This is a genomic window from Enterobacter kobei (genome assembly GCF_001729765.1).
GTDB classification, from domain to species: Bacteria; Pseudomonadota; Gammaproteobacteria; order Enterobacterales; family Enterobacteriaceae; genus Enterobacter; species Enterobacter kobei.
On record NZ_CP017181.1, the window covers coordinates 2673707 to 2696944 of the forward strand.

The 23238-nt window shown below is 58.6% G+C and carries 15 protein-coding genes; 4 read left to right on the top strand and 11 right to left on the bottom strand.

What is annotated here, in order from left to right:
- Positions 1-70: 70 nt before the first annotated feature.
- Positions 71-967, top strand: coding sequence for a DMT family transporter (locus tag BFV64_RS12970; RefSeq protein WP_045281226.1), 897 nt, complete (start codon positions 71-73; stop codon positions 965-967).
- Here BFV64_RS12970 and narI read toward each other — a convergent pair.
- The 5 genes from narI to BFV64_RS12995 all read right to left on the bottom strand — a co-directional run bounded on the left by narI (position 964) and on the right by BFV64_RS12995 (position 9400).
- Positions 964-1641: a respiratory nitrate reductase subunit gamma gene (gene narI, locus BFV64_RS12975; RefSeq protein WP_045281225.1), complete on the bottom strand. Its 678-nt coding sequence runs from the start codon at positions 1639-1641 to the stop codon at positions 964-966. The genes BFV64_RS12970 and narI overlap by 4 nt on opposite strands.
- Entirely contained in the window at positions 1641-2351 is a 711-nt protein-coding gene (narJ, locus tag BFV64_RS12980) for a nitrate reductase molybdenum cofactor assembly chaperone (protein WP_069602166.1), read from the bottom strand. The genes narI and narJ overlap by 1 nt, the downstream gene beginning before the upstream one ends.
- Entirely contained in the window at positions 2348-3883 is a 1536-nt protein-coding gene (gene narH, locus BFV64_RS12985; RefSeq protein WP_063943228.1) for a nitrate reductase subunit beta, read from the bottom strand. The genes narJ and narH overlap by 4 nt, the downstream gene beginning before the upstream one ends.
- On the bottom strand, positions 3880-7623 hold the full coding sequence (locus BFV64_RS12990) for a nitrate reductase subunit alpha (RefSeq protein ID WP_023338400.1): 3744 nt from the start codon (positions 7621-7623) through the stop codon (positions 3880-3882). The genes narH and BFV64_RS12990 overlap by 4 nt, the downstream gene beginning before the upstream one ends.
- Positions 7624-8002: 379 nt before the next feature.
- Complete coding sequence (locus tag BFV64_RS12995; RefSeq protein ID WP_069602167.1) at positions 8003-9400, bottom strand: NarK family nitrate/nitrite MFS transporter; 1398 nt, start codon at positions 9398-9400, stop codon at positions 8003-8005.
- A gap of 309 nt (positions 9401-9709) precedes the next feature.
- Between BFV64_RS12995 and narX the strand changes: the two genes are divergently transcribed.
- A complete protein-coding gene (narX, locus tag BFV64_RS13000; RefSeq protein ID WP_069602168.1) occupies positions 9710-11506 on the top strand; it encodes a nitrate/nitrite two-component system sensor histidine kinase NarX in 1797 nt (598 codons plus the stop codon).
- Complete coding sequence (gene narL, locus BFV64_RS13005; protein WP_008499531.1) at positions 11499-12149, top strand: two-component system response regulator NarL; 651 nt, start codon at positions 11499-11501, stop codon at positions 12147-12149. Before narX ends, narL begins: the two co-directional genes overlap by 8 nt.
- Before the next feature lie 3 nt (positions 12150-12152).
- Here the strand turns inward: narL and BFV64_RS13010 are convergent, their stop codons facing one another.
- The 6 genes from BFV64_RS13010 to BFV64_RS13035 all read right to left on the bottom strand — a co-directional run bounded on the left by BFV64_RS13010 (position 12153) and on the right by BFV64_RS13035 (position 23108).
- A complete protein-coding gene (locus tag BFV64_RS13010) occupies positions 12153-13559 on the bottom strand; it encodes a YchO/YchP family invasin (RefSeq protein ID WP_014884179.1) in 1407 nt (468 codons plus the stop codon).
- Between the two features lie 148 nt (positions 13560-13707).
- Positions 13708-16185, bottom strand: a complete 2478-nt coding sequence (locus BFV64_RS13015; protein WP_069602169.1) for a nitrate reductase — start codon at positions 16183-16185, stop codon at positions 13708-13710.
- The gene (gene nirB / locus BFV64_RS13020) at positions 16182-20168 is read right to left on the bottom strand and encodes a nitrite reductase large subunit NirB (RefSeq protein WP_081330963.1); all 3987 of its coding nucleotides are present in this window, start codon (positions 20166-20168) and stop codon (positions 16182-16184) included. The genes BFV64_RS13015 and nirB overlap by 4 nt, the downstream gene beginning before the upstream one ends.
- A 13-nt stretch (positions 20169-20181) precedes the next feature.
- Positions 20182-20970 carry an ABC transporter ATP-binding protein gene (locus tag BFV64_RS13025; RefSeq protein ID WP_014884182.1) on the bottom strand — a complete coding sequence of 263 codons (789 nt, stop codon included), beginning with the start codon at positions 20968-20970 and terminating at the stop codon, positions 20182-20184.
- A 9-nt stretch (positions 20971-20979) separates the two neighbouring features.
- Positions 20980-21858: a nitrate ABC transporter permease gene (gene ntrB / locus BFV64_RS13030; RefSeq protein WP_014884183.1), complete on the bottom strand. Its 879-nt coding sequence runs from the start codon at positions 21856-21858 to the stop codon at positions 20980-20982.
- Between the two features lie 2 nt (positions 21859-21860).
- Positions 21861-23108, bottom strand: coding sequence for a CmpA/NrtA family ABC transporter substrate-binding protein (locus BFV64_RS13035; RefSeq protein WP_059373518.1), 1248 nt, complete (start codon positions 23106-23108; stop codon positions 21861-21863).
- Here BFV64_RS13035 and BFV64_RS26020 point away from each other — a divergent pair.
- Positions 23107-23229, top strand: a complete 123-nt coding sequence (locus BFV64_RS26020) for a hypothetical protein (protein ID WP_255343926.1) — start codon at positions 23107-23109, stop codon at positions 23227-23229. The two genes, BFV64_RS13035 and BFV64_RS26020, sit on opposite strands and share 2 nt — an antisense overlap.
- The last annotated feature ends 9 nt before the right edge of the window (positions 23230-23238 follow it).

A 23238-nucleotide genomic window follows, 5' to 3' on the forward strand; every position in this document is an offset into this window, starting at 1 on the left:
ACCTTATATCACCCCTGTAAAACCCGACAGCGATTTTCGACAATAAGGTCATTAAATCAGGAGGTGGATAATGCGTGATTTCCATAAAGGCGTCTGGCAAATGAGCCTGGCGATGTTAATTTCCGGCTCTATCGGTGCGTTTGTTTTACTCTCCGGTCTGCCCGTCACGGAAGTGGTCTTCTGGCGCTGTCTTATTGGGGCCATAACACTTTTTATTTTTATCCGGGTCAGTCAAAAGCCCTTTAGTCCCCTCACCCGCACCACGCTGATGCTGGCGATTCTCGGGGGTGTGGCATTAGTTGTGAACTGGCTACTGCTTTTCGCCGCTTACGAACGTATCTCTATTGGCCTGTCTACCGTGGTATATAACACCCAGCCGTTTATGCTGGTATTGATGGGGATGTTTTTAGGTGAGCGCGTCAGCCTGGTAAAATGGGGCTGGCTGTTCCTCGCCTTTGGCGGAGTGGTGATATTGCTCTCCAGTGAGCTGACCGGAGCCCATAACAGTAAATGGCTCGCAGGGGTTGGTCTGGCCATGGCCGCGGCCTTCTTCTATGCGCTGACGGCAATCATTGCGCGCAAACTCAAAACAATCGCCCCACAGCATATCGCTTTTATCCAGGTGCTGACCGGCGTGGTGATGCTGCTGCCTTTTGCCAGCCAGCCGTCGCTCTCCGGCGATTTTCCCTGGCCGATCTTGCTGACGCTGGGCATCGTCCATACCGGTATTATGTATCAACTGCTGTATAGCGCGATCCAGAAACTGCCAACGCCGGTGACCGGCTCCCTGTCGTTTATCTATCCGGTGGTGGCAATTATTGTAGATAATCTGGTGTTCGGACACGCATTGAACCTGACGCAGCTGGCGGGTGGCGCGTTAATCCTGTTTGCCGCGGCGGGCAACAACCTGGGCTGGGGCGAAAAAAAACCCCGCGAGTGCGGGGTTGGTATTAAAACGGTGCATTAGCGACGGGCACGCACAATCTGATACTTGCGCGTCAGGTACTCCACCGGCGCGCTCCAGATGTGTACCAGACGGGAGAACGGGAACAGCACAAACATCGTCATCCCCAGCACCAGGTGAACGCGGAAGATAAACGCCACGCCGTCCAGGTGTTCGGACGCGCCACCGTGGAAAGTCACCACGGACTGCGCCCAGCCGACCAGCTTCATCATTTCACTGCCGTCCATATGCTGCGCCGAGAACGGAATGGTCAGCAGACCCAGCGCGCATTGCACCACCAGCAGGGAAAGGATCAGGATGTCCGCCGCAGTGGTCGTTGCCCTCACCCGCGGGCTGAACAGACGACGTTTCAGCAACAGCAGGCCCCCGACGAGGGTCATCACGCCGCAGGCACCGCCCGCGATCATCGCCATCTTCTGTTTCACCTCAATCGGCAGCCACGCTTCGTACATCCAGTGCGGGGTCAGCATCCCGAGGAAGTGCCCGGCAAAAATCCCGAGGATCCCGATATGAAACAGGTTAGACGCGACGTGCATCCCCTTACGATCCAGCATCTGGCTGGAGGCAGCACGCCAGGTGTACTGGCCGTAGTCATAACGCAGCCAGCTTCCCACCAGGAACACGGTGCCCGCGATATACGGGTAAATGTCAAAGAAGAACATATTCAGGAAGTGCATTAGTGCCGTCCTCCGTTAGAGATATCCAAATATTGCGGAGCGACCGCCCCGGCAAAACGACGCTGGTGAGCGGAGATTTCAGACTCGCCGCAGCTCTGGTCAGCAAAGAATTTCACCTGCTCTTCCTCCCAGACCGCATCCAGCGCTTGCGGGGTATCATCGCGGGCTTCATCCGCGATTTTCTCCGCCACTTTTTCACTGTCGACAGCGGCGTTTGCAAGCTTCATCAGCAGGTCGAACAGCACCGCATAGCGGCTCTGACGCTGCTGAAGACGCGCGCTGAGCAATGCCAGGATCGGCGCGATGTCCTGCAGACCGCCCAGCGCCTCGTCTTTCGGCAGTTGAGCCAGATACTCCAGGTACAGCGGCAGATGGTCCGGCAGCTCGCGGCTGTCGAGCATCAGGCCGTGCTGCTCGTACTGAGCCATCAGGTCCACCATCGCCTGACCCCGGTCGCGGGATTCACCATGAACGTGTTCGAACAGCAGTAACGACGTTGCACGGCCACGGTCAAACAGCTGGCTGTAGTCCGCCTGCGCGTCGAGCAGATCGCGCGATAACAGGTCGCGGAGGAAAACGCCCAGCGTCTGGGCATCCTCTTTATCCAGGTTTTCAGATGACGCGAGTGCATCAAAAAGCTCCTGCTGATGCTGCGCAAGCGCAGCATCCGGATACTCGAGCAGACGCGAAACAATGACGAGTTCAATCATTGGTGCGGCTCCGTTTTGCTGGTCACATCCATGGCGTCGATGCGGCGGCTGTTAAACAGGTTGAATTTGCTGTCTGACCCATGGCAACCGTCGCCAAAACTAAAGCCACAGCCATTTTTCTCCGGGAAGGCCTCGCGAGCCAGTTCACGGTGGCTGCTCGGCACCACGAAACGGTCTTCATAGTTCGCAATTGCCAGGTAGCGGTACATCTCCTGGGCCTGTGCTTCAGTCAGACCGACCTCGTCCAGCGCGCGGGTATCGTTAACGCCATCAACGGTTTCCGCACGCTTAAAGTGACGCATCGCCAGCATACGTTTCAGCGCCAGCAGTACCGGCTGGGTATCCCCTGCGGTCAGCAGGTTTGCCAGATACTGAACCGGGATACGCAGGCTCTCGACGTCCGGCAGAATGCCGTTGCTGCCCAGCTCGCCTGCATCGGCAGCAGACTGGATTGGCGACAGCGGCGGCACGTACCAGACCATCGGCAGCGTGCGGTATTCCGGATGAAGCGGCAGAGCCAGCTTCCAGTCCATCGCCATTTTATACACCGGCGACTGTTGCGCCGCGTCGATAACGCTCTGTGGAATACCGTCCTTCAGCGCCTGCTCAATGACTTTCGGATCGTTCGGGTCAAGGAACACGTCAAGCTGACGCTGATACAGATCTTTCTCGTTCTCAGTGCTCGCGGCATTTTCAATCGCGTCTGCGTCATACAGCAGCACGCCGAGGTAGCGGATACGGCCTACGCAGCTTTCGGAGCAGACGGTTGGCATACCGGCTTCGATACGCGGGTAGCAGAAGATGCACTTCTCTGATTTCCCGCTCTTCCAGTTGAAGTAGATTTTTTTGTACGGGCAGCCGGTGATGCACATACGCCAGCCGCGGCATTTGTCCTGGTCGATCAGAACGATGCCGTCCTCTTCACGCTTGTAGATGGCGCCGCTTGGGCAGGTCGCCACGCACGCCGGGTTCAGGCAGTGCTCGCAAAGGCGCGGCAGATACATCATGAAGGTGTTTTCGAACTGGCCGTACATCGCCTTCTGCATGTTCTCGAAGTTCTGGTCTTTGGCGCGTTTTTCGAACTCGCCGCCCAGAATCTCCTCCCAGTTTGGACCGCTGGTAATTTTGTCCATGCGCTTGCCGGTGATCAGCGAGCGAGGACGCGCGATCGGCTGGTGTTTGCTTTCTGGCGCGTTGTGCAGGTTCTGGTAGTCATAGTCAAACGGCTCGTAGTAATCCTCAATGCCCGGCAGATGCGGGTTAGCGAAGATTTTTCCCAGAAGCATCGCGCGGTTACCCATGCGCGGCTGCAGCTTGCCGTTGATTTTACGGATCCAACCGCCCTTCCACTTCTCCTGGTTTTCCCAGTCGGTCGGGAAGCCGGTACCCGGCTTGCTTTCCACGTTGTTGAACCAGGCGTACTCCATACCTTCACGGCTGGTCCAGACGTTTTTACAGGTGACCGAGCAGGTGTGACAGCCGATGCATTTATCCAGATTCAGCACCATGCCGACTTGTGAACGAATTTTCATTTTACGCTCTCCTGTACCTGGTCATTACCTTCACCGTCTAACCAGTTAATGTTCTTCATCTTACGTACCACCACGAACTCATCGCGGTTCGATCCTACGGTGCCGTAGTAGTTAAAGCCGTAGGCCAGCTGTGCATAGCCCCCGATCATATGGGTCGGCTTCGGCGTAATACGGGTCACGGAGTTGTGGATCCCGCCGCGCTGTTCGGTGATTTCTGACCCCGGCAGGTTAACGATACGTTCCTGCGCGTGGTACATCATGGTCATCCCGGCCGGTACGCGCTGGCTCACCACCGCACGCGCCGTCAGGGCACCGTTGCTGTTAAACACCTCGATCCAGTCGTTATCTTCAATACCCAGATCTTTGGCATCCGTCTCGCTCATCCAGACAATCGGACCGCCGCGCGAAAGCGTCAGCATCAGCAGGTTGTCGCTATAGGTCGAGTGGATCCCCCACTTCTGGTGCGGCGTCAGGAAGTTCAGCGCCTTTTCAGGGTTACCGTTGGATTTCGCGCCCATAACTGCGGTTACGGAGCGGGTGTCGATTGGCGGACGGTACACCAGCAGGCTTTCACCGAAGTCACGCATCCACTGGTGATCCTGATACAGGGACTGACGACCGGACAGCGTGCGCCATGGGATCAGCTCGTGAACGTTGGTGTAACCGGCGTTATAGGAGACATGCTCATCTTCAAGTCCTGACCAGGTCGGGCTGGAGATAATCTTGCGCGGCTGGGCCTGAATATCGCGGAAGCGGATTTTCTCTTCCTCTTTATTCGTTGCCAGATGCGTGTGGTCACGACCGGTAAACTCGCTCAGCGCTGCCCACGCCTTCACCGCCACGTGGCCGTTGGTTTCCGGCGCCAGGGTCAGGATCATCTCTGCGGCATCAATCGCCGTGTTCAGCATTGGCTGGCCTTTCGCCGGGCCGTCCGCTTTGGTGTAATTGAGCTTACGCAGCAGATCCATTTCGCTCTGGGTATTCCAGGCAATCCCTTTCCCGCCGTTACCGATTTTCTCCATCAGCGGACCGATAGAGGTAAATCGCTCGTACGTCGCCGGGTAATCACGCTCCACCGGAATGATGTGCGGCGCGGTCACGCCCGGGATCAGGTCACATTCGCCTTTTTTCCAGTCTTTGACGTCCAGCGGCTGCGCCAGCTCGGCCGCAGAGTCGTGCTGGATTGGCAGCGTCACCACGTCGGTCTCTTTGCCCAGATGCCCGACGCACACTTCAGAGAATTTCTTCGCGATATCTTTGTAGATATCCCAGTCGCTTTTCGACTCCCACGCCGGGTCAACCGCGGCAGACAGTGGATGAATAAACGGATGCATATCCGAGGTATTCATGTCGTCTTTTTCGTACCAGGTCGCGGTTGGCAGCACGATATCGGAATACAGGCAGGTACTGGACAGACGGAAGTCGAGGGTCACCACCAGATCCAGCTTGCCGTCCAGACCGTTGTCTTTCCATTCCACCTCTTCCGGCTTCACGCCACCCTGCCTGCCGAGATCTTTCCCCTGGATACCGTTCTCGGTACCGAGCAGGTATTTCAGCATGTACTCGTGACCTTTACCGGACGAGCCCAGCAGGTTGGAGCGCCAGATGAACAGGTTACGCGGATGGTTTTTGCCGTTCTCAGGCTGTTCAGCCGCGAAACGGATTGAGCCGTCTTTCAGGGACTTAACGGTGTAATCCACCGGTGACATTCCAGCTTTTTTCGCCTCTTCCGCGATGCGCAGCGGGTTAGTACCCAGCTGCGGCGCAGACGGCAGCCAGCCCATGCGCTCAGCACGGACGTTGAAGTCAATCAGGTGGCCACTGTAGCGGGATTTATCCGCCATTGGCGACAGCAATTCCTGCGCGGTAACCGTCTCGTAGCGCCACTGGCTGGAGTGGTTATAGAAGTACGAGGTACTGTTCATGTGACGTGCAGGACGCTGCCAGTCAAGGGCAAACGCCAGCGGCTGCCAGCCGGTCTGCGGACGCAGTTTTTCCTGGCCTACGTAGTGGGCCCAACCGCCGCCGCTCTGACCGACACAGCCGCAGAAGATCAGCATGTTGATCAGGCCACGATAGTTCATATCGAGGTGATACCAGTGGTTCAGACCCGCGCCGACGATGATCATTGAGCGACCGTGCGTCTTATCCGCGTTTTCTGCAAATTCGCGGGCGATACGGGTAATCTGTGCGCGAGGAACGCCGGTGATCTGCTCCGCCCATGCCGGGGTGTAGGCTTTTACGTCGTCATAGCTGGTTGCGCAGTTTTCATCATTCAGACCCCGTTCCAGACCGTAGTTCGCCATGGTCAAATCGTAAACGGTAGTGACGAGCGCCGTTGAGCCATCAGCCAGCTGCAGGCGTTTAACCGGCAGTTTATGCATCAGAACATTTTTCAGTTCAACCTTGTTGAAGTGCTCTGATCCTTCGCCTCCAAAGTACGGGAAGCCGACCTCGGCGATCTCGTCCTGGCTGCCCAGCATGCTGAGACGCAGTTCCGTCTCTTCACCGGTGGTACCGTTACGCTGTTCGAGGTTCCACTTGCCCTTCTCACCCCAGCGGAAGCCGATAGAGCCGTTAGGTGCCACCAGCTCGCCGTTGCTGTTATACGCAACGGTTTTCCATTCAGGGTTATTTTCCTGGCCCAGCGCGTCCACCAGATCGGCGGCGCGCAGCGTACGGCCAGCGGCGTAGTAACCATCACGCTCTTCCAGCATCACCAGCATCGGCATGTCGGTGTAGCGACGTACATAGTCGGTGAAATACTGACTTGGTTTATCGAGGTGGAATTCGCGCAGCATAACGTGGCCCATCGCCATCGCCATCGCGGCGTCGGTACCCTGTTTCGGTGCCAGCCACAGGTCACACAGTTTGGCAATTTCCGCGTAGTCCGGGGTGATCGCAACGGTTTTGGTCCCTTTGTAGCGGACTTCGGTAAAGAAGTGCGCGTCCGGGGTACGGGTCTGCGGAACGTTAGAGCCCCAGGCGATGAGGTAGCTTGAGTTGTACCAGTCAGCAGATTCCGGCACGTCGGTTTGCTCGCCCCAGGTCTGCGGAGACGCAGGCGGCAGGTCGCAGTACCAGTCGTAGAAGCTCAGACAGGTGCCGCCGATCAGTGACAGATAGCGCGCGCCGGAGGCGTAAGAGACCATCGACATCGCCGGGATCGGCGAGAAGCCTGCCACGCGGTCAGGGCCGTAGGTTTTGACAGTGTAGACGTTAGAGGCGGCAATCAGCTCGTTCACCTCTTTCCAGGAGGAACGAACAAAGCCACCGCGGCCGCGAGCCTGCTTAAAGCTTTTCGCTTTATCCGCATCTTCGATGATGGACGCCCAGGCATCAACCGGATCGCTGTGCTGCACTTTCGCTTCACGCCACATTTTCATCAGACGCTTACGCATCAGCGGGTATTTCAGACGGTTAGCGCTATAGAGATACCAGGAGTAGCTGGCGCCACGCGGGCAGCCGCGCGGTTCGTGGTTCGGCATATCCGGGCGGGTGCGCGGATAGTCGGTCTGCTGCATTTCCCAGGTCACCAGACCGTTTTTAACGAAAATCTTCCAGCTACATGAGCCAGTGCAGTTTACGCCGTGGGTTGAACGGACAACTTTGTCATGCTGCCAGCGTTGACGGTAACCGTCTTCCCAGTCCCGGTTGGTATCCAGAACCTGGCCGTGCCCATCGGCAAAAGTTTCACCCTTCTGTTTGAAGTAGCGAAACCGGTCCAAAAATTTGCTCATCGGGTATCTCCTGTGTGGAGCCTGTGGCTCTCTAAATCGACATTGCTGATTTGCAGCGAAGGTAACGCTCTGAAAGAGGAGGAGAATTGATAACGATCAAGACGACGAGGGACTTTCAGGGGTGGGGTTAGGCCAAATACCACCAAAGCGGTAGATTTTAAAAATTCATAATAATATGATTTTTAATGATATTTTCATTTCATCGTACAATAACCACGGCAAAATTTAACATCTCAGGTATTAAGGGGTAGACCTCCCTGCAAGGCGACGGCGATCACAGTGTTACCGGCGCGCTTCTGTGCAAACCCGCCAGTATGTTGTAACTACTTCCAGATCAAAAAAAACGCGGCCCCAAGGCCGCGCAAACGGATAATCACACTTACTTATTTTTCTTGGTATTACGGCCATATACCAGCCACGTAATCACAACGCAGGCGATATAGAACACAAGGAACACTTTCATCGCACCCGCCGGGGAACCGGTCAGGTCAAGCGAAATACCGAACGCTTTCGGGATAAAGAAGCCGCCAATGGCACCGATGGCAGAGATAAAGCCCAGCGCAGCAGCGGTATCCGTCGCCGCTTCACGCATCGCCTGCTCTTCGCTTCCACCCTGCGCTTTCACGCGATCCATCGTCAGCTTACGGAAGATCACGGAGATCATCTGGAAGGTGGACGCACTCCCCAAACCGGCCGTCAGGAACAGCACCATAAACACGCCGAAGAAGGCGATGAAGTTTCCGCCCTGTCCGTCCGCTGGCAGCGTCAGGAACAGCAACGCACAGAAGACAGCCATCACGACAAAGTTCACCAGCGTCACGCGGGTACCGCCCAGACGGTCAGAAACCATGCCGCCCAGTGAGCGAGCCAGCGCGCCAATAAATGGACCAAAGAAGGCGAATTGCAGGATCTGCACGTCCGGGAACTGGGTTTTCGACAGCATGGCGAAACCGGCAGAGAAACCGATAAACGACCCGAAGGTGGCCAGATACAGCAGCGCCATCACCCAAAGGTGTCCACGTTTCAGCACCGGCAGCTGTTCACTCAGTGACGCCTTCGACGCAGACAGATCGTTCATAAAGAACCACGCTGCCAGGGTGAAGACCACCAGGAACGGCACCCAAATCCAGGCGGCGTTCTGCAGGTAGAGGGAAGAACCATCCGCCTGTTCAACGCCACCGCCACCAAAGGCAGCAAAAATGGACACCGAGATCGCCAGCGGCGCGATCAGCTGCATCACGCTCACGCCCATGTTGCCCAGACCACCGTTAATGCCCAGCGCGCCACCCTGTTTCGCTTTCGGGAAGAAGAAGCTGATGTTCGCCATACTGGAGGCGAAGTTCGCACCCGCAAAACCGCACAGCAGGGAGATGATCACGAACACGCTGAACGGCGTGGACGTATCCTGCACCGCGAAGCCGAGCCACACGCAAGGCACGATCATGATCCCGGTACTGAATGCCGTCCAGCGACGGCCACCAAAGACCGGCACCATAAAGGCGTAAGGAACGCGCAGCAGCGCGCCTGACAGCGACGGCAACGCGGTCAGCATAAACAGCTGATCGGTTGTGAACGTAAACCCAACTTTTGGCAGATTTACCGCCACTGCACTAAACAACATCCATACGCAAAACGCTAATAACAGACACGGAACGGAAATCCACAGATTCCGGCTTGCTACACGATGGCCGCGCTGTTGCCAGAACGCCGGATCCTCTGGACGCCAGTCTGTAATAACGGCACCATTTTCCCTTTCGGGAGCGTATGAGTGACTCATAGACACCTCTGATTCTCGAATGATGCTGCAAACATTAGGGTTTTAGGGCGGCGGTAAGTTGATATAAATCAAAGGAAAAGTGCGAGGATTTGCGGCACGAAAAAAGGTCTTATCCTTAGTGAGTAGGCAAATCAGGTCAAAAAGACGTTGTTTTTCACGGCGCTGACGCGTCCCTGCTCCCCCTACCCTCAGATGCATACTCCACTGGCAATTTAGGAGTAATCATTTATAGGTATGGGTATACTCCAGGGTATGCACCAGAATAGCGCCATTCCTGCAAGCAGGCCACGTCAGGAGCCCGGCAACTCTATGTTAAAAAGATGTTTATCACCGCTGACACTCGTCAATCAGTTAGCCCTGATCGTTTTGCTGTCCACCGCACTCGGCGTGACCGGCATGGCGATTTCCGGCTGGCTGGTACAAGGGGTACAGGGTAATGCGCATGCCATCAATGAGGCAGGCTCGCTACGCATGCAGAGTTACCGTCTGCTGGCGTCGGTGCCTCTGACGCAGGACGACCAGCCTCTCATTGATGAAATGGAGCGCACGGCTTTCAGCCCTGAACTGGAAAATGCAGCCATCCGCGCCGGTCAGCAATCCCAGCTTAAAGCCCTTCAGGGCTACTGGCACACCCAACTGGAACCCGGACTGAAACAGGCGCAAAGCCCGGAGACGGTCGCGCAGGACGTGGCGGGTTTTGTCTCACGCATTGATGCCCTGGTCTCCTCTTTTGACCAAACCACTGAATTACGCATCGATCGGGTGGTGATGGTACACCGTGCCATGGCGCTGTTTATGGGCCTGCTGCTGATCTTCACCATTATCTGGCTCCGCGCGCGGCTGCTGAATCCGTGGAAACAGCTGCTGACCATGGCCCGGGCGGTAACCGCCCGGGATTTTACCCAGCGCACGCACATCAGCGGACGCAACGAAATGGCGATGCTCGGCCAGGCGCTCAACACCATGTCGGCAGAGCTGTCCGAAAGCTACGCGGTGCTTGAGCAGCGCGTACAGGAAAAAACGGCGGGGCTGGAGCAGAAAAACGAAATCCTCTCTTTCCTGTGGCAGGCCAACCGCCGGCTGCACATGCAGGTGCCGCTCTGTGAACGCCTCTCCCCGGTGCTGAATGGCCTGCAAAATCTGACCCTGCTGCATGACCTGGAGCTGCGCGTTTACGACGTGGAAGATGAAGATAATCATCAGGAGTTTACCTGTCAGTCCGACATGTCCTGTGATGATAAAGGCTGTCATTTATGCCCTCGCGGCCTGCCGCCGTCGACCACTGGCGGCACGACGCTGAAATGGCGACTAACGGACAGCCATACCCAGTACGGTATTCTGCTGGCGACCCTGCCCGCCGGGCGTCACCTGAGCCACGATCAGCAACAGCTGGTTGATACGCTGGTTGAACAGCTAACGGTCACGCTGGCGCTCGACAGGCATCAGGAAAAACAGCAGCAGCTGATCGTTATGGAAGAACGCGCCACCATCGCCCGCGAGCTGCATGACTCAATCGCCCAATCGCTCTCCTGTATGAAAATGCAGGTAAGCTGCCTGCAGATGCAGGATGCGCAGATGCCGGACAGTAATAAACAGCTGCTCAGCCAGATACGCAACGAGCTGAATACGTCCTGGGTACAGCTGCGTGAGCTGCTGACCACCTTCCGCCTGCAGCTGACCGAGCCGGGCCTGCGTCCGGCGCTGGAAGCCAGCTGTCAGGAGTTTAGCGCCCGGCTGGGGTTCCCGGTGAAGCTGGATTACCAGCTGCCGCCGCGGTTTGTCCCGTCACATCAGGCTATTCATCTACTGCAGATCGCCCGTGAAGCACTCAGCAACGTGCTTAAACACGCGGAAGCGACGGCGGTCACGGTCACCGTCAGCCAGCACGCTAACCAGGTCAGACTCACGGTTCACGACAACGGCCGCGGCGTGCCGGAAAATGCCGAGCGCACGAACCACTATGGTTTAATCATTATGCGAGACCGCGCCCAAAGCCTGCGCGGTGATTGTCAGGTTCGCCGGAGAGAGACGGGTGGCACGGAAGTCGTGGTCACCTTTATTCCCGAAAAACCGCTTACAACTTCTCAAGGAGAAACCCATGACTAATCAGGAACCGGCATCCATCCTGTTGATCGACGACCATCCGATGCTGCGTACTGGCGTAAAACAGCTGGTCAGCATGGCACCCGATATTACCGTGGTTGGCGAAGCCAGCAACGGGGAACAGGGCATTGAGCTCGCCGAGTCCCTCGATCCCGATCTGATCCTGCTCGATCTGAACATGCCCGGCATGAACGGCCTGGAGACCCTCGACAAGCTGCGGGAAAAATCGCTTTCCGGACGCATCGTCGTCTTTAGCGTCTCGAACCATGAAGAAGATGTGGTCACGGCGCTGAAGCGCGGCGCGGATGGTTATCTGCTGAAAGATATGGAGCCGGAAGATCTGCTTAAAGCACTGCAGCAGGCCGCGGCGGGCGAGATGGTGCTGAGTGAAGCCCTGACGCCGGTGCTGGCCGCCAGCCTGCGGGCCAACCGCGCCACGTCTGACCGTGACGTCAGCCAGTTAACACCGCGCGAACGCGATATTCTCAAACTAATCGCCCAGGGGCTGCCGAATAAAATGATCGCCCGCCGTCTGGATATCACCGAAAGCACGGTCAAAGTGCATGTGAAGCATATGCTGAAGAAAATGAAATTAAAATCCCGCGTTGAGGCCGCCGTGTGGGTACATCAGGAACGCATTTTCTAAGGATTACTCATCCGGCAGCAGCTTCCAGCGCGGGTCGTCGTCAGGAATAGCGATCAGCGGCTGCACCACCGCAAGCGTGATCTCATTGGACGAGACGCGCTGGCCCTTCTCATCTTCCACTACCGCCGAAAGATGCCAGCGGTTTGTCGCGCCTTCTGCCTCATTCCAGGCAGGCATAATCACGCTCCAGCCGTCGCTGCTGTTACCCTTCCCGGGCGACGTCAGGCTCAGTGCCTGGGTATCGCCCTGCCAGTGGATCTGACGGATGCCGTGCGTGCTACGAATCTGTAGCTTCAGCATGACGGTTTCCCCCCCTTTCAGATCCCACGGCGGCGTTGCCAGCCAGACGGACAGCGTTTTACGCTGGCGGAACTCCATAATCGGAAGGCTGTTGCGCTCGGGGGAATCATAGCGGCTGCCACGCAGAGAACGCGTGGCCGCAACTTCACTGGCGGAGAGTTGCTTCACCAGCGGCACGCCAAAGCGGTAGTTAAGCTTCAGGCCGAGGTTATTCTGGCTTTCGCCGCTTTCACCCTGCTTATGCGCGGCGGTCAGCGTGACCAGCGGAACGGGGGTATAGTTAAGCCCAAGATTGACCGCCACCGGGTTGTGATAGCCGGTTCCGCTGTTGAAGAGATCAACGTTGTCGCCAAAATACTGCTCGACGCTGACGCTGGTGTTCAAGTGATGAAACCACGGCAGCCAGGCTTTGGCGGTGACATCATATCCCCGCGCCATTCGCTGTTCCTGAACATCAGATCTGTCGCGCCATCCGGCAAACGGCTGGTAATAGTTCGCTGACAGGCGCAGATTCTCCCCCCACACCTCGGCGCCCAGTCCGGCACGCTGCAGGTTTTCGTCCAGCAGATTATCGTAGAAGGTGTTATAGCCCAGCAGCCATTTTCCGGCGACCCAGCGCTGGCCGATTCCGGCGTTACTGACCAGGCCATCCGTCTGCTGCGTCAGGCCAAGCTGGCTCCAGCTCAGGTAACGGTTGTTATCGTTCCAGGGGATAAACCAGCTCCCGCTGCTGCCGTTAAATTTGCCCTCGTTATCGACCAGTAAATTGACGCTGGCGTTCCCCCAGGGCGACAGCCAGGACTCAATCTGCTGGTTCACTTCGCCGCTCACCGCGTCGCGCACCTGACCAAAGGCAAACTGACGCGCCTGCTCGCCCGTTGTCAGGCCGTTGTCGGTCATACTGGCTTCACCAAAGGCTTTCGCCATTTCGGCCAGGTGCTTTTCCCCTTCCCCTGAGGGAGCAGCCATACCCAGGTCGGGCAGATTATCCCCGTTATTATCAAAAGGATTTTGTGCCTGCTGGATAAAGGAACGCGGCGCACCGTGAACGGCTCCGGCCGTAAGAAGGGGGAGTAAGAGCAGAAAACGAATGCGGGACGATACAACCATCAACGTCGTAAAAAAGAACCTGTGTTTATGGATAAACTCTTATTATGTTAACGCGATAAGCCTGGAAATGCAGTTCTGGCGGAAATTTCAGGATTATCCTGAAACTGATTGCCGGGTGGCGGCTACGCCACCCGACGCGCTTACACCATCATCCAAACAGTCCTTTCAACTCCGAAACGCAGGAGCCACAGTTCGTGCCGCACCGTAACGTTGCCCCCAGCGCGGCGACGCTTTCGCACCCTCCGGCTATCGCCTCCCGAATCGCATTTTCTCCGACGCTGAAGCAGCTACAGATAATGCGTCCCGGATCCGCCGTCTCCTCCACACCCTGCCCGTTCAGCAGCGCATGACGCTCTGCAGGCGTCGTGGGGGGCGAGCGAAAAGCAGCGTCAATGATCGGGTGTACCAGATCCGGTAACGCGGTGCCTTCCCAGAAGCCGAGCATCAGCTGACCTTCATGCCAGGCAAGCGCACTACTGCGTTCGCCGGTTTGAGCAACCTGTAACTGCCAGCCCCGGCTGCTGGCGTAGTTCATGACCCACGACAGCAACGGTTTATCTCCTGATACCGTCAGATGCGAGGCTTTACGCCACCAGTGAACCCAGGATGGTAACGCCGGCTGTTCGTGGGTATAGAGCACCCCTTGCCAGGCGGGCAGCCAGGGCATGATCCGAACGGCGGTTTGTTTGCTCTCCGGCTGGCCAGACGCCGGATCGCAGCGCCCTTCCACCAGCGCATTCACCTTTCCCTGACGGGCAAACACGGCGTTCCAGTGCATCGGGGCAAACGCCTCGCCTTGCCGGATGCCGCGGTTGACTCGCACTCTGGCGACCATCACGCCGCGCGGCGAACTGATCCGCGCCAGCTGGCCATCACACAACGAGAACCGCACGGCATCGCTGGCGCAGACCTCAACAAACGGCTCCGCGATATGCTGCATCAGCCGGGACACATACCCCGTCCGGGTCATGGTGTGCCATTGATCGCGGATGCGTCCGGTATTGAGGATCACCGGGTACAGCGTGCTGACCGCCGCACCGTGCTGGACCGGATCGACCGGCACCAGGTTTCGGCGCGGAAAATCCCCCGTTGACCACTGATACGGCTCCAGCCGCTCCCACGCTTCGCGGGTAAGTTCAGCCAGGTCATGCAGGTTCAATGCCCGCGTGCCGTCATTTTCAAAGGCCGTCAGCGCCGCGTGCTCGCAAAAAATCTCGTGCGGATGTTGCCAGGCAAAGGCGTCGCCGTGCCCCAGCCGTTTTGCAATCTGCGCGACGATCCACCAGTCCGGTTTTGCCTCTCCCGGGGCAGGCAGAAAGGCGCGCTGGCGCGAAATACGCCGCTCGGAATTGGTCACAGTGCCGTCCTTCTCCCCCCAGGCCAGCGCCGGAAAACGGATATGGGCGAACCGGCTGGTGTCGGTATCGTTCATGACCTCAGAAACAATCACCAGCGGGCAGCCTGCCAGCGCCTGACATACGGCGTGACTGTCCGGCAGCGAGACCGCTGGGTTGGTGCCCATGATCCACACCGCCTTCACTTCGCCACGGGCAATGGCATCGAACAGTTCAACCGCCATCAGGCCTGGCGTCTGCGCCAGCCTTTCCGTTCCCCAGAAACGCGCCACCCGCGAAAGGTCGTCCGGTTCAAAGTTCATGTGCGCCGCCAGCTGATTTGCCAGCCCGCCCACTTCCCGTCCGCCCATGGCGTTTGGCTGTCCGGTCAGCGAAAACGGACCGCAGCCCGGGCGGTTGAATTTTCCGCTGGCAAGATGGACGTTGATGATGGCGTTACACTTGTCGCTACCGCTCGATGACTGGTTGATCCCCATGGTGTAGAGCGTGATCGCGCGTGGCGCGGTGACAAACCAGTCATAAAACACACCAATATCCTGCACAGGAAGGTCGCAAAACGCCGCCACGCGGGCCATCGGCCACGCGTCGGTTCCCTGGATCACATTGAGCAACCCCACAAACAGCCCCGCATCGCTGCCGGGTTTTAGCGCCAGATGCAGGTCAGCGATATCACAGGTAGCCGTTTCACGCGGGTCAATCACCACCACCTTCATCTGCGGATTGGTTTGCTTTGCCTGCACCAGCCGCTGGTACAGAACGGGGTGCGTCCAGGCGGCATTCGAGCCCACCAGTACCACCAGATCGCTGTTCTCCACGTCCTCGTAACTGCACGGCACCACGTCCTCACCGAAGGCACGTTTATAACCCACCACCGCTGACGACATGCAGAGCCGGGAGTTGGTATCAATGTTCGCCGCCCCGATGAACCCCTTCATCAGCTTGTTAGCGGCGTAGTAATCCTCGGTTAACAGCTGGCCGGACGCGTAGAACGCCACCGCCTGCGGCCCCCATGTGTCGATAATGTGCTGGAGCCGTTCACCTGCCGCCCCCAGTGCCTGCGTCCAGTCCACCTCATGACCGTCGAGGACCGGGCGCAAAAGCCGCCCCTGTAAATCGGTTGTCTCCCCCAGGGCGGCCCCTTTCACGCACAGGCGACCAAAATTCGCCGGATGGGTTTCATCTCCCCGAACGCTGACCACGCCGCCTTCCAAGCGGGCGACCACGCCGCAGCCCACCCCGCAGTAGGGGCATGTTGTCCGGGTTTCTGTCATGAAGCCTCCGCACGCATGACCAGGGCATCGTTACCGACCCACACTTTGCCGTTTTCAATTTTCACCGGCCAGGCGCGTACCGCAGGCTCACCATTTTCAACCTGACAGCCATCGCGCAGACGAATGCGCTGTTTATAAAGCGGAGAGATCACCACCGGCTCCCCCGCCGCATCGCCAAGAATGCCGCGAGAAAGCACGTTCGCACGGCTTCCTGGCTCCAGGTCGTCGAGGGCATAAACGGTTTTGCCAAAGCGGAACAGCGCAATCGCATTGTGACCAAGACGCGCGCCAATGCCCGCCTGTTCGGGGATATCCTCGATACCGCAGATTTCCTGCCAGCGTTTGCCTTGCTCTGCGGCAGTGTCGTTCACAGCGGTGCGGAACAGCGCCAGACGGTTGGGATCGTTGAGCGTGGTCTGCCATTCGCACTGGTAGGTTTCTACCACCCGGGCCATCTCCTGCTCCAGTTCGTCGGCAATACCCAGACTGTCCTCGAGGATCACCTCGCGCAGATAGTCGAGGCCGCCTTCCAGGTTGTCCATCCAGGTGCTGGTGCGCTGCAGGCGATCCGCCGTGCGGATGTAGAACATCAGGAACCGGTCAACGGTACGGATCAGCGTTTCATCGTCCAGATCGCTGGCGAAAAGATCCGCATGGCGCGGCTTCATGCCGCCGTTGCCGCACAGGTAGAGGTTCCAGCCTTTATCGGTGGCAATGACGCCCACGTCTTTGCTCTGCGCCTCGGCACACTCGCGGGTACAGCCGGAAACCGCCATTTTGATTTTGTGCGGCGCGCGCAGGCCTTTGTAACGGTGCTCCAGTTTGACCGCGAGGCCGGTGGAGTCCTGCACGCCATAGCGGCACCAGGTCGACCCAACGCAGGATTTCACCGTGCGCAGAGATTTCCCGTAAGCGTGGCCGGTCTCAAATCCGGCTTCCACCAGCGCCTGCCAGATCTCCGGTAGCTGTTCCAGAGTGGCGCCAAAGAGGTCAATACGCTGCCCGCCAGTGATTTTGCTGTAAAGGCTATAGCGCTTTGCAATCTGGCCGATGGCGATCAGCCCGTCGGCGGTCACTTCCCCGGCGGGCATACGCGGCACGATGGAATAGGTTCCGTCCTTCTGAATATTGGCAAAGTAACGGTCGTTGGTGTCCTGCAGCGGCAGATGCGCCGGTTTAAGCAGATACTCGTTCCAGCAGGAAGCCAGCACGGACCCGACCAGCGGCTTACAGATTTCGCACCCGTGTCCCTGACCGTAGCGGCTGATGAGCTGGTCAAAGGTGCGGATATGGTTGACGCGCACCAGGTGGTAAATTTCCTGGCGTGACCAGGGGAAGTGTTCACAGATATCCTTTTTCACCTCCACGCCCTGTTCAGCTAGCTGAAACTCCATCACCTGCTTCACCAGCGCACTACAGCCCCCGCAACCGGTCGCCGCTTTAGTGCACTGTTTGATGGCACCGATATCCGTTGCGCCCGCGCTCACGGCCTGGCAAATATCGCCCTTGCTGACGTTATGACACGAACAGATCTGCGCACTTTCCGGCAGCGCCGCCACGCCCAGCGCTTTTGGCGCGCTGCCTGAGGATGCGGGTAATATCAGGGTTTCCGGCGCTTTCGGCAGGCTGATTCCATTGAGCATCATCTGCACCAGCGTGGCGTATTCGCTGGCATCACCCACCAGCACGCCGCCGAGCAGCGTTTTGCTGTCGTGGCTGACCACGATTTTCTTGTAGATTTGCTGCGGGCCGTGCGTCCACTGGTAGCTCAGCGCCCCCGGCGTGCGCCCGTGAGCGTCGCCAAACGACGCCACATCCACGCCCAGCAGCTTGAGTTTGGTGCTCATATCCGCGCCGGTGAAGGTTTTATCCTCCCCTGCCAGCGCGGCGGCGGCCACGCGTGCCATCTGGTAGCCCGGGGCAACCAGTCCAAAGATTTCCCCTTCCCACAACGCGCATTCGCCAATGGCAAACACGTCACGGTCGGAAGTCTGGCAGCCATCGTCAATGCAGATCCCGCCGCGCTCGCCGATAGCCAGCCCGCTGCTGCGCGCCAGCGCGTCCTGCGGACGGATACCGGCAGAAAAGACCACCAGGTCCGTTTCCAGCGCTTCGCCATCGGCAGAGCGCAGCACCAGCCCGTCATCCGTCGACGCAATTTCCGTAGTGGCTTTAGCGGTGTGAACGCCCACGCCCAGCGCCTCGATTTTCTTGCGCAGCATCGACGCGCCGTCGTTATCGAGCTGAACCGCCATCAGATTGGGCGCAAACTCCACCACGTGAGTATCGAGCCCGAGTTGTTTCAGGGCGTTTGCTGCCTCCAGCCCCAGCAGCCCGCCGCCGATGACGACCCCGCGACGCGCACCCGCCGCATGGGCCGCAATGTTGTCGAGATCGTCGAGCGTGCGGTAGACAAAACAGCCCGGCAGATCGTTACCCGGTACCGGCGGGACAAACGGGTATGAGCCGGTCGCCAGCACCAGTTTATCCCAGTGCGTTTCATGCCCACTGGCGGTACGCACCACGCGCGCGTCGCGGTCAATGGCGACAATCTGCTGCGACAGGCGCAGCTCAATGCCGTTATCAGCAAAAAAATCCCCTGCCACCAGCGAGAGCGAATCCGCACTGCGGCCGCCAAAATACTCGGACAGATGCACGCGGTCATAGGCGGCATAGCGCTCTTCACCAAAGACCACGATCTGATACTGCTGATGTAAGTTGCGGTTAACGCAATCTTCGAGAAAATGATGGCCGACCATACCGTGCCCAACCACCACCAGAGTAGGTTTTGTCATAGCGTTCTGTCCTGCAACCTGCGGTTGCGTAGTGAATCGATCGAACAGCCAGTCCGCGTGTGCGGGCGCAGCCGTTGCCCGTAAATCGGTAAATGTCGCCGCGTTGCGGCAATCTCCCATCAGCAGCACGCCAGCCAGCGTCCCCTGATGGATCAGTAAGCGACGATAGTGACGCGTCAGCGGATCCCATGAACGCCAGACCACGTCGCCCTCCTGCTCCGCCGCGCGACCCAGGCTGAACAGCTCCACGCCGGTCACCTTGAGGCGCACACCGTTGTCGGTGAGGGTAAATGGCGCAGTGGTGTCGCCCGCCAGCCGTGCGGCGAGGATATCGGCCTGCGCCAGACAGGGGGCGACCAGGCCAAACGTCTGGCCATCAATTTCGCAGCACTCGCCAATGGCATAGATGTCCGGCGCGGAGGTCTGCATCTGGTGATTCACCACAATCCCGCGCGCGCAATGAAGGCCGCTGGCCTTTGCCAGGTCAATGTTGGGCTGCACGCCGGTCGCCAGCACCACGCGCGCCGCAGCAATACTGCGTCCATTGAGCAACGTCACGGTATTGTCGTTAATTGCCGAGATGCCGGAGGCAAGCTCACAGCGCACGCCCCGTTCCGCCAGCGCCTCCTCCAGCAGCGCGCCAGCCTGTTGATCCAGCTGTTGTTCCATCAGCCACGGACCGCGATGAACGAGCGTGACGTTGTCACCTGAGCGTGCCAGTGCTGCCGCAGTCTCAACCCCAAGCACGCCGCCCCCCAGCACCACCGCCGGACCGGAAACTGCCTGAATGGCGCAGGTATCCTCCAGGGTGCGGAACGTGAACACCTGGGGCGCATCACCGCCGGGGATCGGCGGAACAAAAGGCGTTGAACCGGTGGCAAATACCAGGGCATCCCAGCCCAGCGTGCGGGTGGCGGTTCGCACTTCCCGTGAGGCCACGTCCACGGCAAGCGCCCTTTCGCTCCGCAGCACCGTAACGCCACGTACCCGGTACCAGTCCTCATCCTGAAGACAGATATCCGCTGCCGCTTTCTCGCCCCCCAGCACCGGCGAAAGCTGAATGCGGTTATAGGCATGCTCAGGCTCATCACCGACGACGGTGATAGCAAAACGACCCGAGGCCCGCCCGGTTAGCCCGTCAATCAGCCGGGTGGCCGCCATTCCATTCCCGATAATGACCAGTCGCATCAAAGCCCCCTCGTTACGCCGCTTTCGGCTGTTTTTCGTAGAGGAAATGGAGGATCTGCTGACGCATGTGGTGGTAGCGGCTGTCGTCCGCCAGCTGAACCCGGTTGCGCGGACGCGGCAGATCAACGCGCAGGATCTCTCCGACGGTCGCCGCCGGGCCGTTGGTCATCATCAGCACGCGATCGGAAAGCAGCACTGCCTCATCTACGTCGTGGGTAATCAGCACGATAGTGGTGTTCAATGCCTGCTGGATCTGCATCACCGAGTCCTGCAGATGGGCTCGCGTCAGCGCATCCAGCGCGCCGAACGGTTCATCCATCAGCAGCACTTTTGGCTTCATCGCCAGCGCGCGGGCGATGCCCACGCGCTGCTTCATGCCGCCGGAGATCTCCCCCGGGCGCTTATGCAAGGCATGCCCCATCTGCACGCGGTCGAGGTTGTGCTCGATCCACGCTTTACGCTCAGACTTGCTCATGGTGTGACGGAACACCTGATCCACCGCCAGGGCGACGTTGTCAAAGCAGGTGAGCCATGGCAGCAGGGAATGGTTCTGAAACACCACCGCGCGCTCGGGACCCGGCCCGGCAATTTCGCGGTTGTCGCAGATAAGCCCACCTTCCGTCGGCAGCGTAATGCCGGCAATAAGGTTCAGCAGCGTCGATTTGCCGCAGCCGGAGTGGCCGATCAAACTGACGGTTTCGCCCTCGTGAATATCAAACGAAACGTTTTGCAGCGCCAGAAACTCGCCGCTGGCAGTAGAAAAGCGCTGGCTCACGCCCTGGACCTGAATTAATGGTTTCATCTTCGCTCCTTATTTTTCCTGCCAGCTAAAGCGACGGGCAATCAGCATCAGCCCCTGCTCCAGCAGCAACCCGACCACGCCAATAATGACGATGGCGATGAGAATGTTTTCGACGTTGAGGTTGTTCCACTCGTTCCAGATCCAGAAGCCGATGCCTAAGCCTCCGGTGAGCATCTCGGCGGCGACAATCACCAGCCAGGCAATACCGATGGAGAGGCGTACCCCGGTCAGCACCGCAGGCAGCACGGCAGGAAAGAGAATGCGGCGCATGATGGTCCACTCAGAGAGTTGCAGTACCCGGGCGACGTTGAGGTAGTCCTGTGGAATACGGCGCACCCCTTCCGCGGTGTTGATGACCATCGGCCAGATGGAGCAGATAAATATGGTCCAGCTTGATGCTGGCTCCGCTTTCTGGAACAGCAGCAGGCCGATGGGCAGCCAGGCCAGCGGGCTAACCGGCCGCAGGAGGGCAATTAGCGGGTTGAACATGCGCGAGAAAAAGGTGAAGCGGCCAATCAGAAAGCCCAGCGGAATCCCCGCCAGCGCTGCCAGACCAAAGCCGATGGCGACGCGCTGCAGTGACGCAAGCACGTTCCAGCCTATGCCCATATCGTTTGGCCCGTCGCGATAAAACGGATCGGCGAACAGGGTTATGGCCGAGTCGAGCGTGCTGAGCGGCGTCGGGAAGCCTTTGCTGTTTATCGCCGCCAGTTGCCAGAGCACCACCAGCAGCCCCAGCCCCAGAAACGCCGGAATGACGCGCTGTAAAACATCATTCATTCGACGCGCCAACGCAGGCGTACGACGACGAACCTGTAACGGTGGCAGGACAATCACCTCCCCGCTCTCAGGCTTCTCTTGTGGTTTTGTGTTTTGCAGATGCGGCATAATCAGGCCCCTTTACGGTGAATGGCAAAACGGTTGGCGTACCCTTCCGGATCGGTTCCGCTCCAGACGGTACCGTCCATCAGCGTGCTGCTGCGATACGGTGATGAGGGAGTGGAGAGTCCGCCGACGGCGGTGGCAGCATCCTGCCAGACCGCGGTCTGGTTAATGCGCTGCGCAATACCCACGTAATCCGGCGCGGTTTTAAGCAAGCCCCAGCGGCGGAACTGGGTTAAGAACCACATGCCGTCAGAGAGATACGGATAACTGACGGCACCCTCGTTGAAGAAACGGATCGGGTGTGCGTCCTGCCAGCGCTGCCCCAGGCCGTTGTCGTATTCCCCGAGCATTCGCCCGGTGAGATACTGTTCTTTGCAGTTGAGCCACGCCCGGCGCGAGAGGATCTGCGCGGTTTCACGTTTGTTTTCCGGGGACGCCTCAATCCAGCGCGCGGCTTCCATCACGGCACTCACCAGCGCCCGGGCGGTGTGCGGATTTTTCTCCACCCAGTCGCGACGCGTGCCGAGAATTTTTTCAGGATGATCCGCCCAGATGGACTGCGACGTGGCAGCGGTGAAGCCAATGCGGTCGTTAATCGCCCTCGCGTTCCACGGCTCACCGACGCAAAAGCCCACCATGTTGCCAATGCGCATGTTCATCACCATCTGCGGCGGCGGCACCACCACTGTGCGCACGTCATCGAAGGGGTTAATGCCTGCGCTCGCCAGCCAGTAGTAAAGCCACATGGCGTGCGTTCCAGTCGGGAAGGTGTGCGCGAAAGTGTAAGTGCCAGGCGCCTGCTGCCCGACCAGCGTTTTCAGCCCGTCAAGATCGCGAACCCCCTTCTCCGCCAGATCGCTGGAGAGCGTAATGGCCTGACCGTTCTGGTTAAGCGTCATCAGGTTTGCCATCTGCTGCGGCTTGCCTGCAATACCCAGTTCAAGCCCGTACAGCAGACCGTAAAGAATGTGCGCGGCGTCCAGCTCCCCCGCCACCAGCTTGTCGCGTACCGCTGCCCAGCTCGCCTCTTTGGTGGGGACGATGGTGATACCGTATTTTTTATCAAAGCCTTTCAGGGCTGCGATAACCACCGGCGCACAGTCGGTCAGCGGGATAAACCCGATACGTACCGTCTCCTGCTCCGGTTTATCCGAGCCTGCCGCCCAGGCAGCCTGCATGACACCCGGTAATAACACTGCGCCACTCGCCAGCATGCTGGCCTGCAAAAACCGTCGTCTCGACAAATCCGCCATGACCACTCCTGAAAAAAAGCCAAAAAAAAGCGCCCACAGTGCCGAAGCACCGCTGGACGCCTTTATCCCGAAGACTGATGCACCGCCGTTGGCGCACCGTCAAAAATGGTTAATTCAATGATGCAAAGTC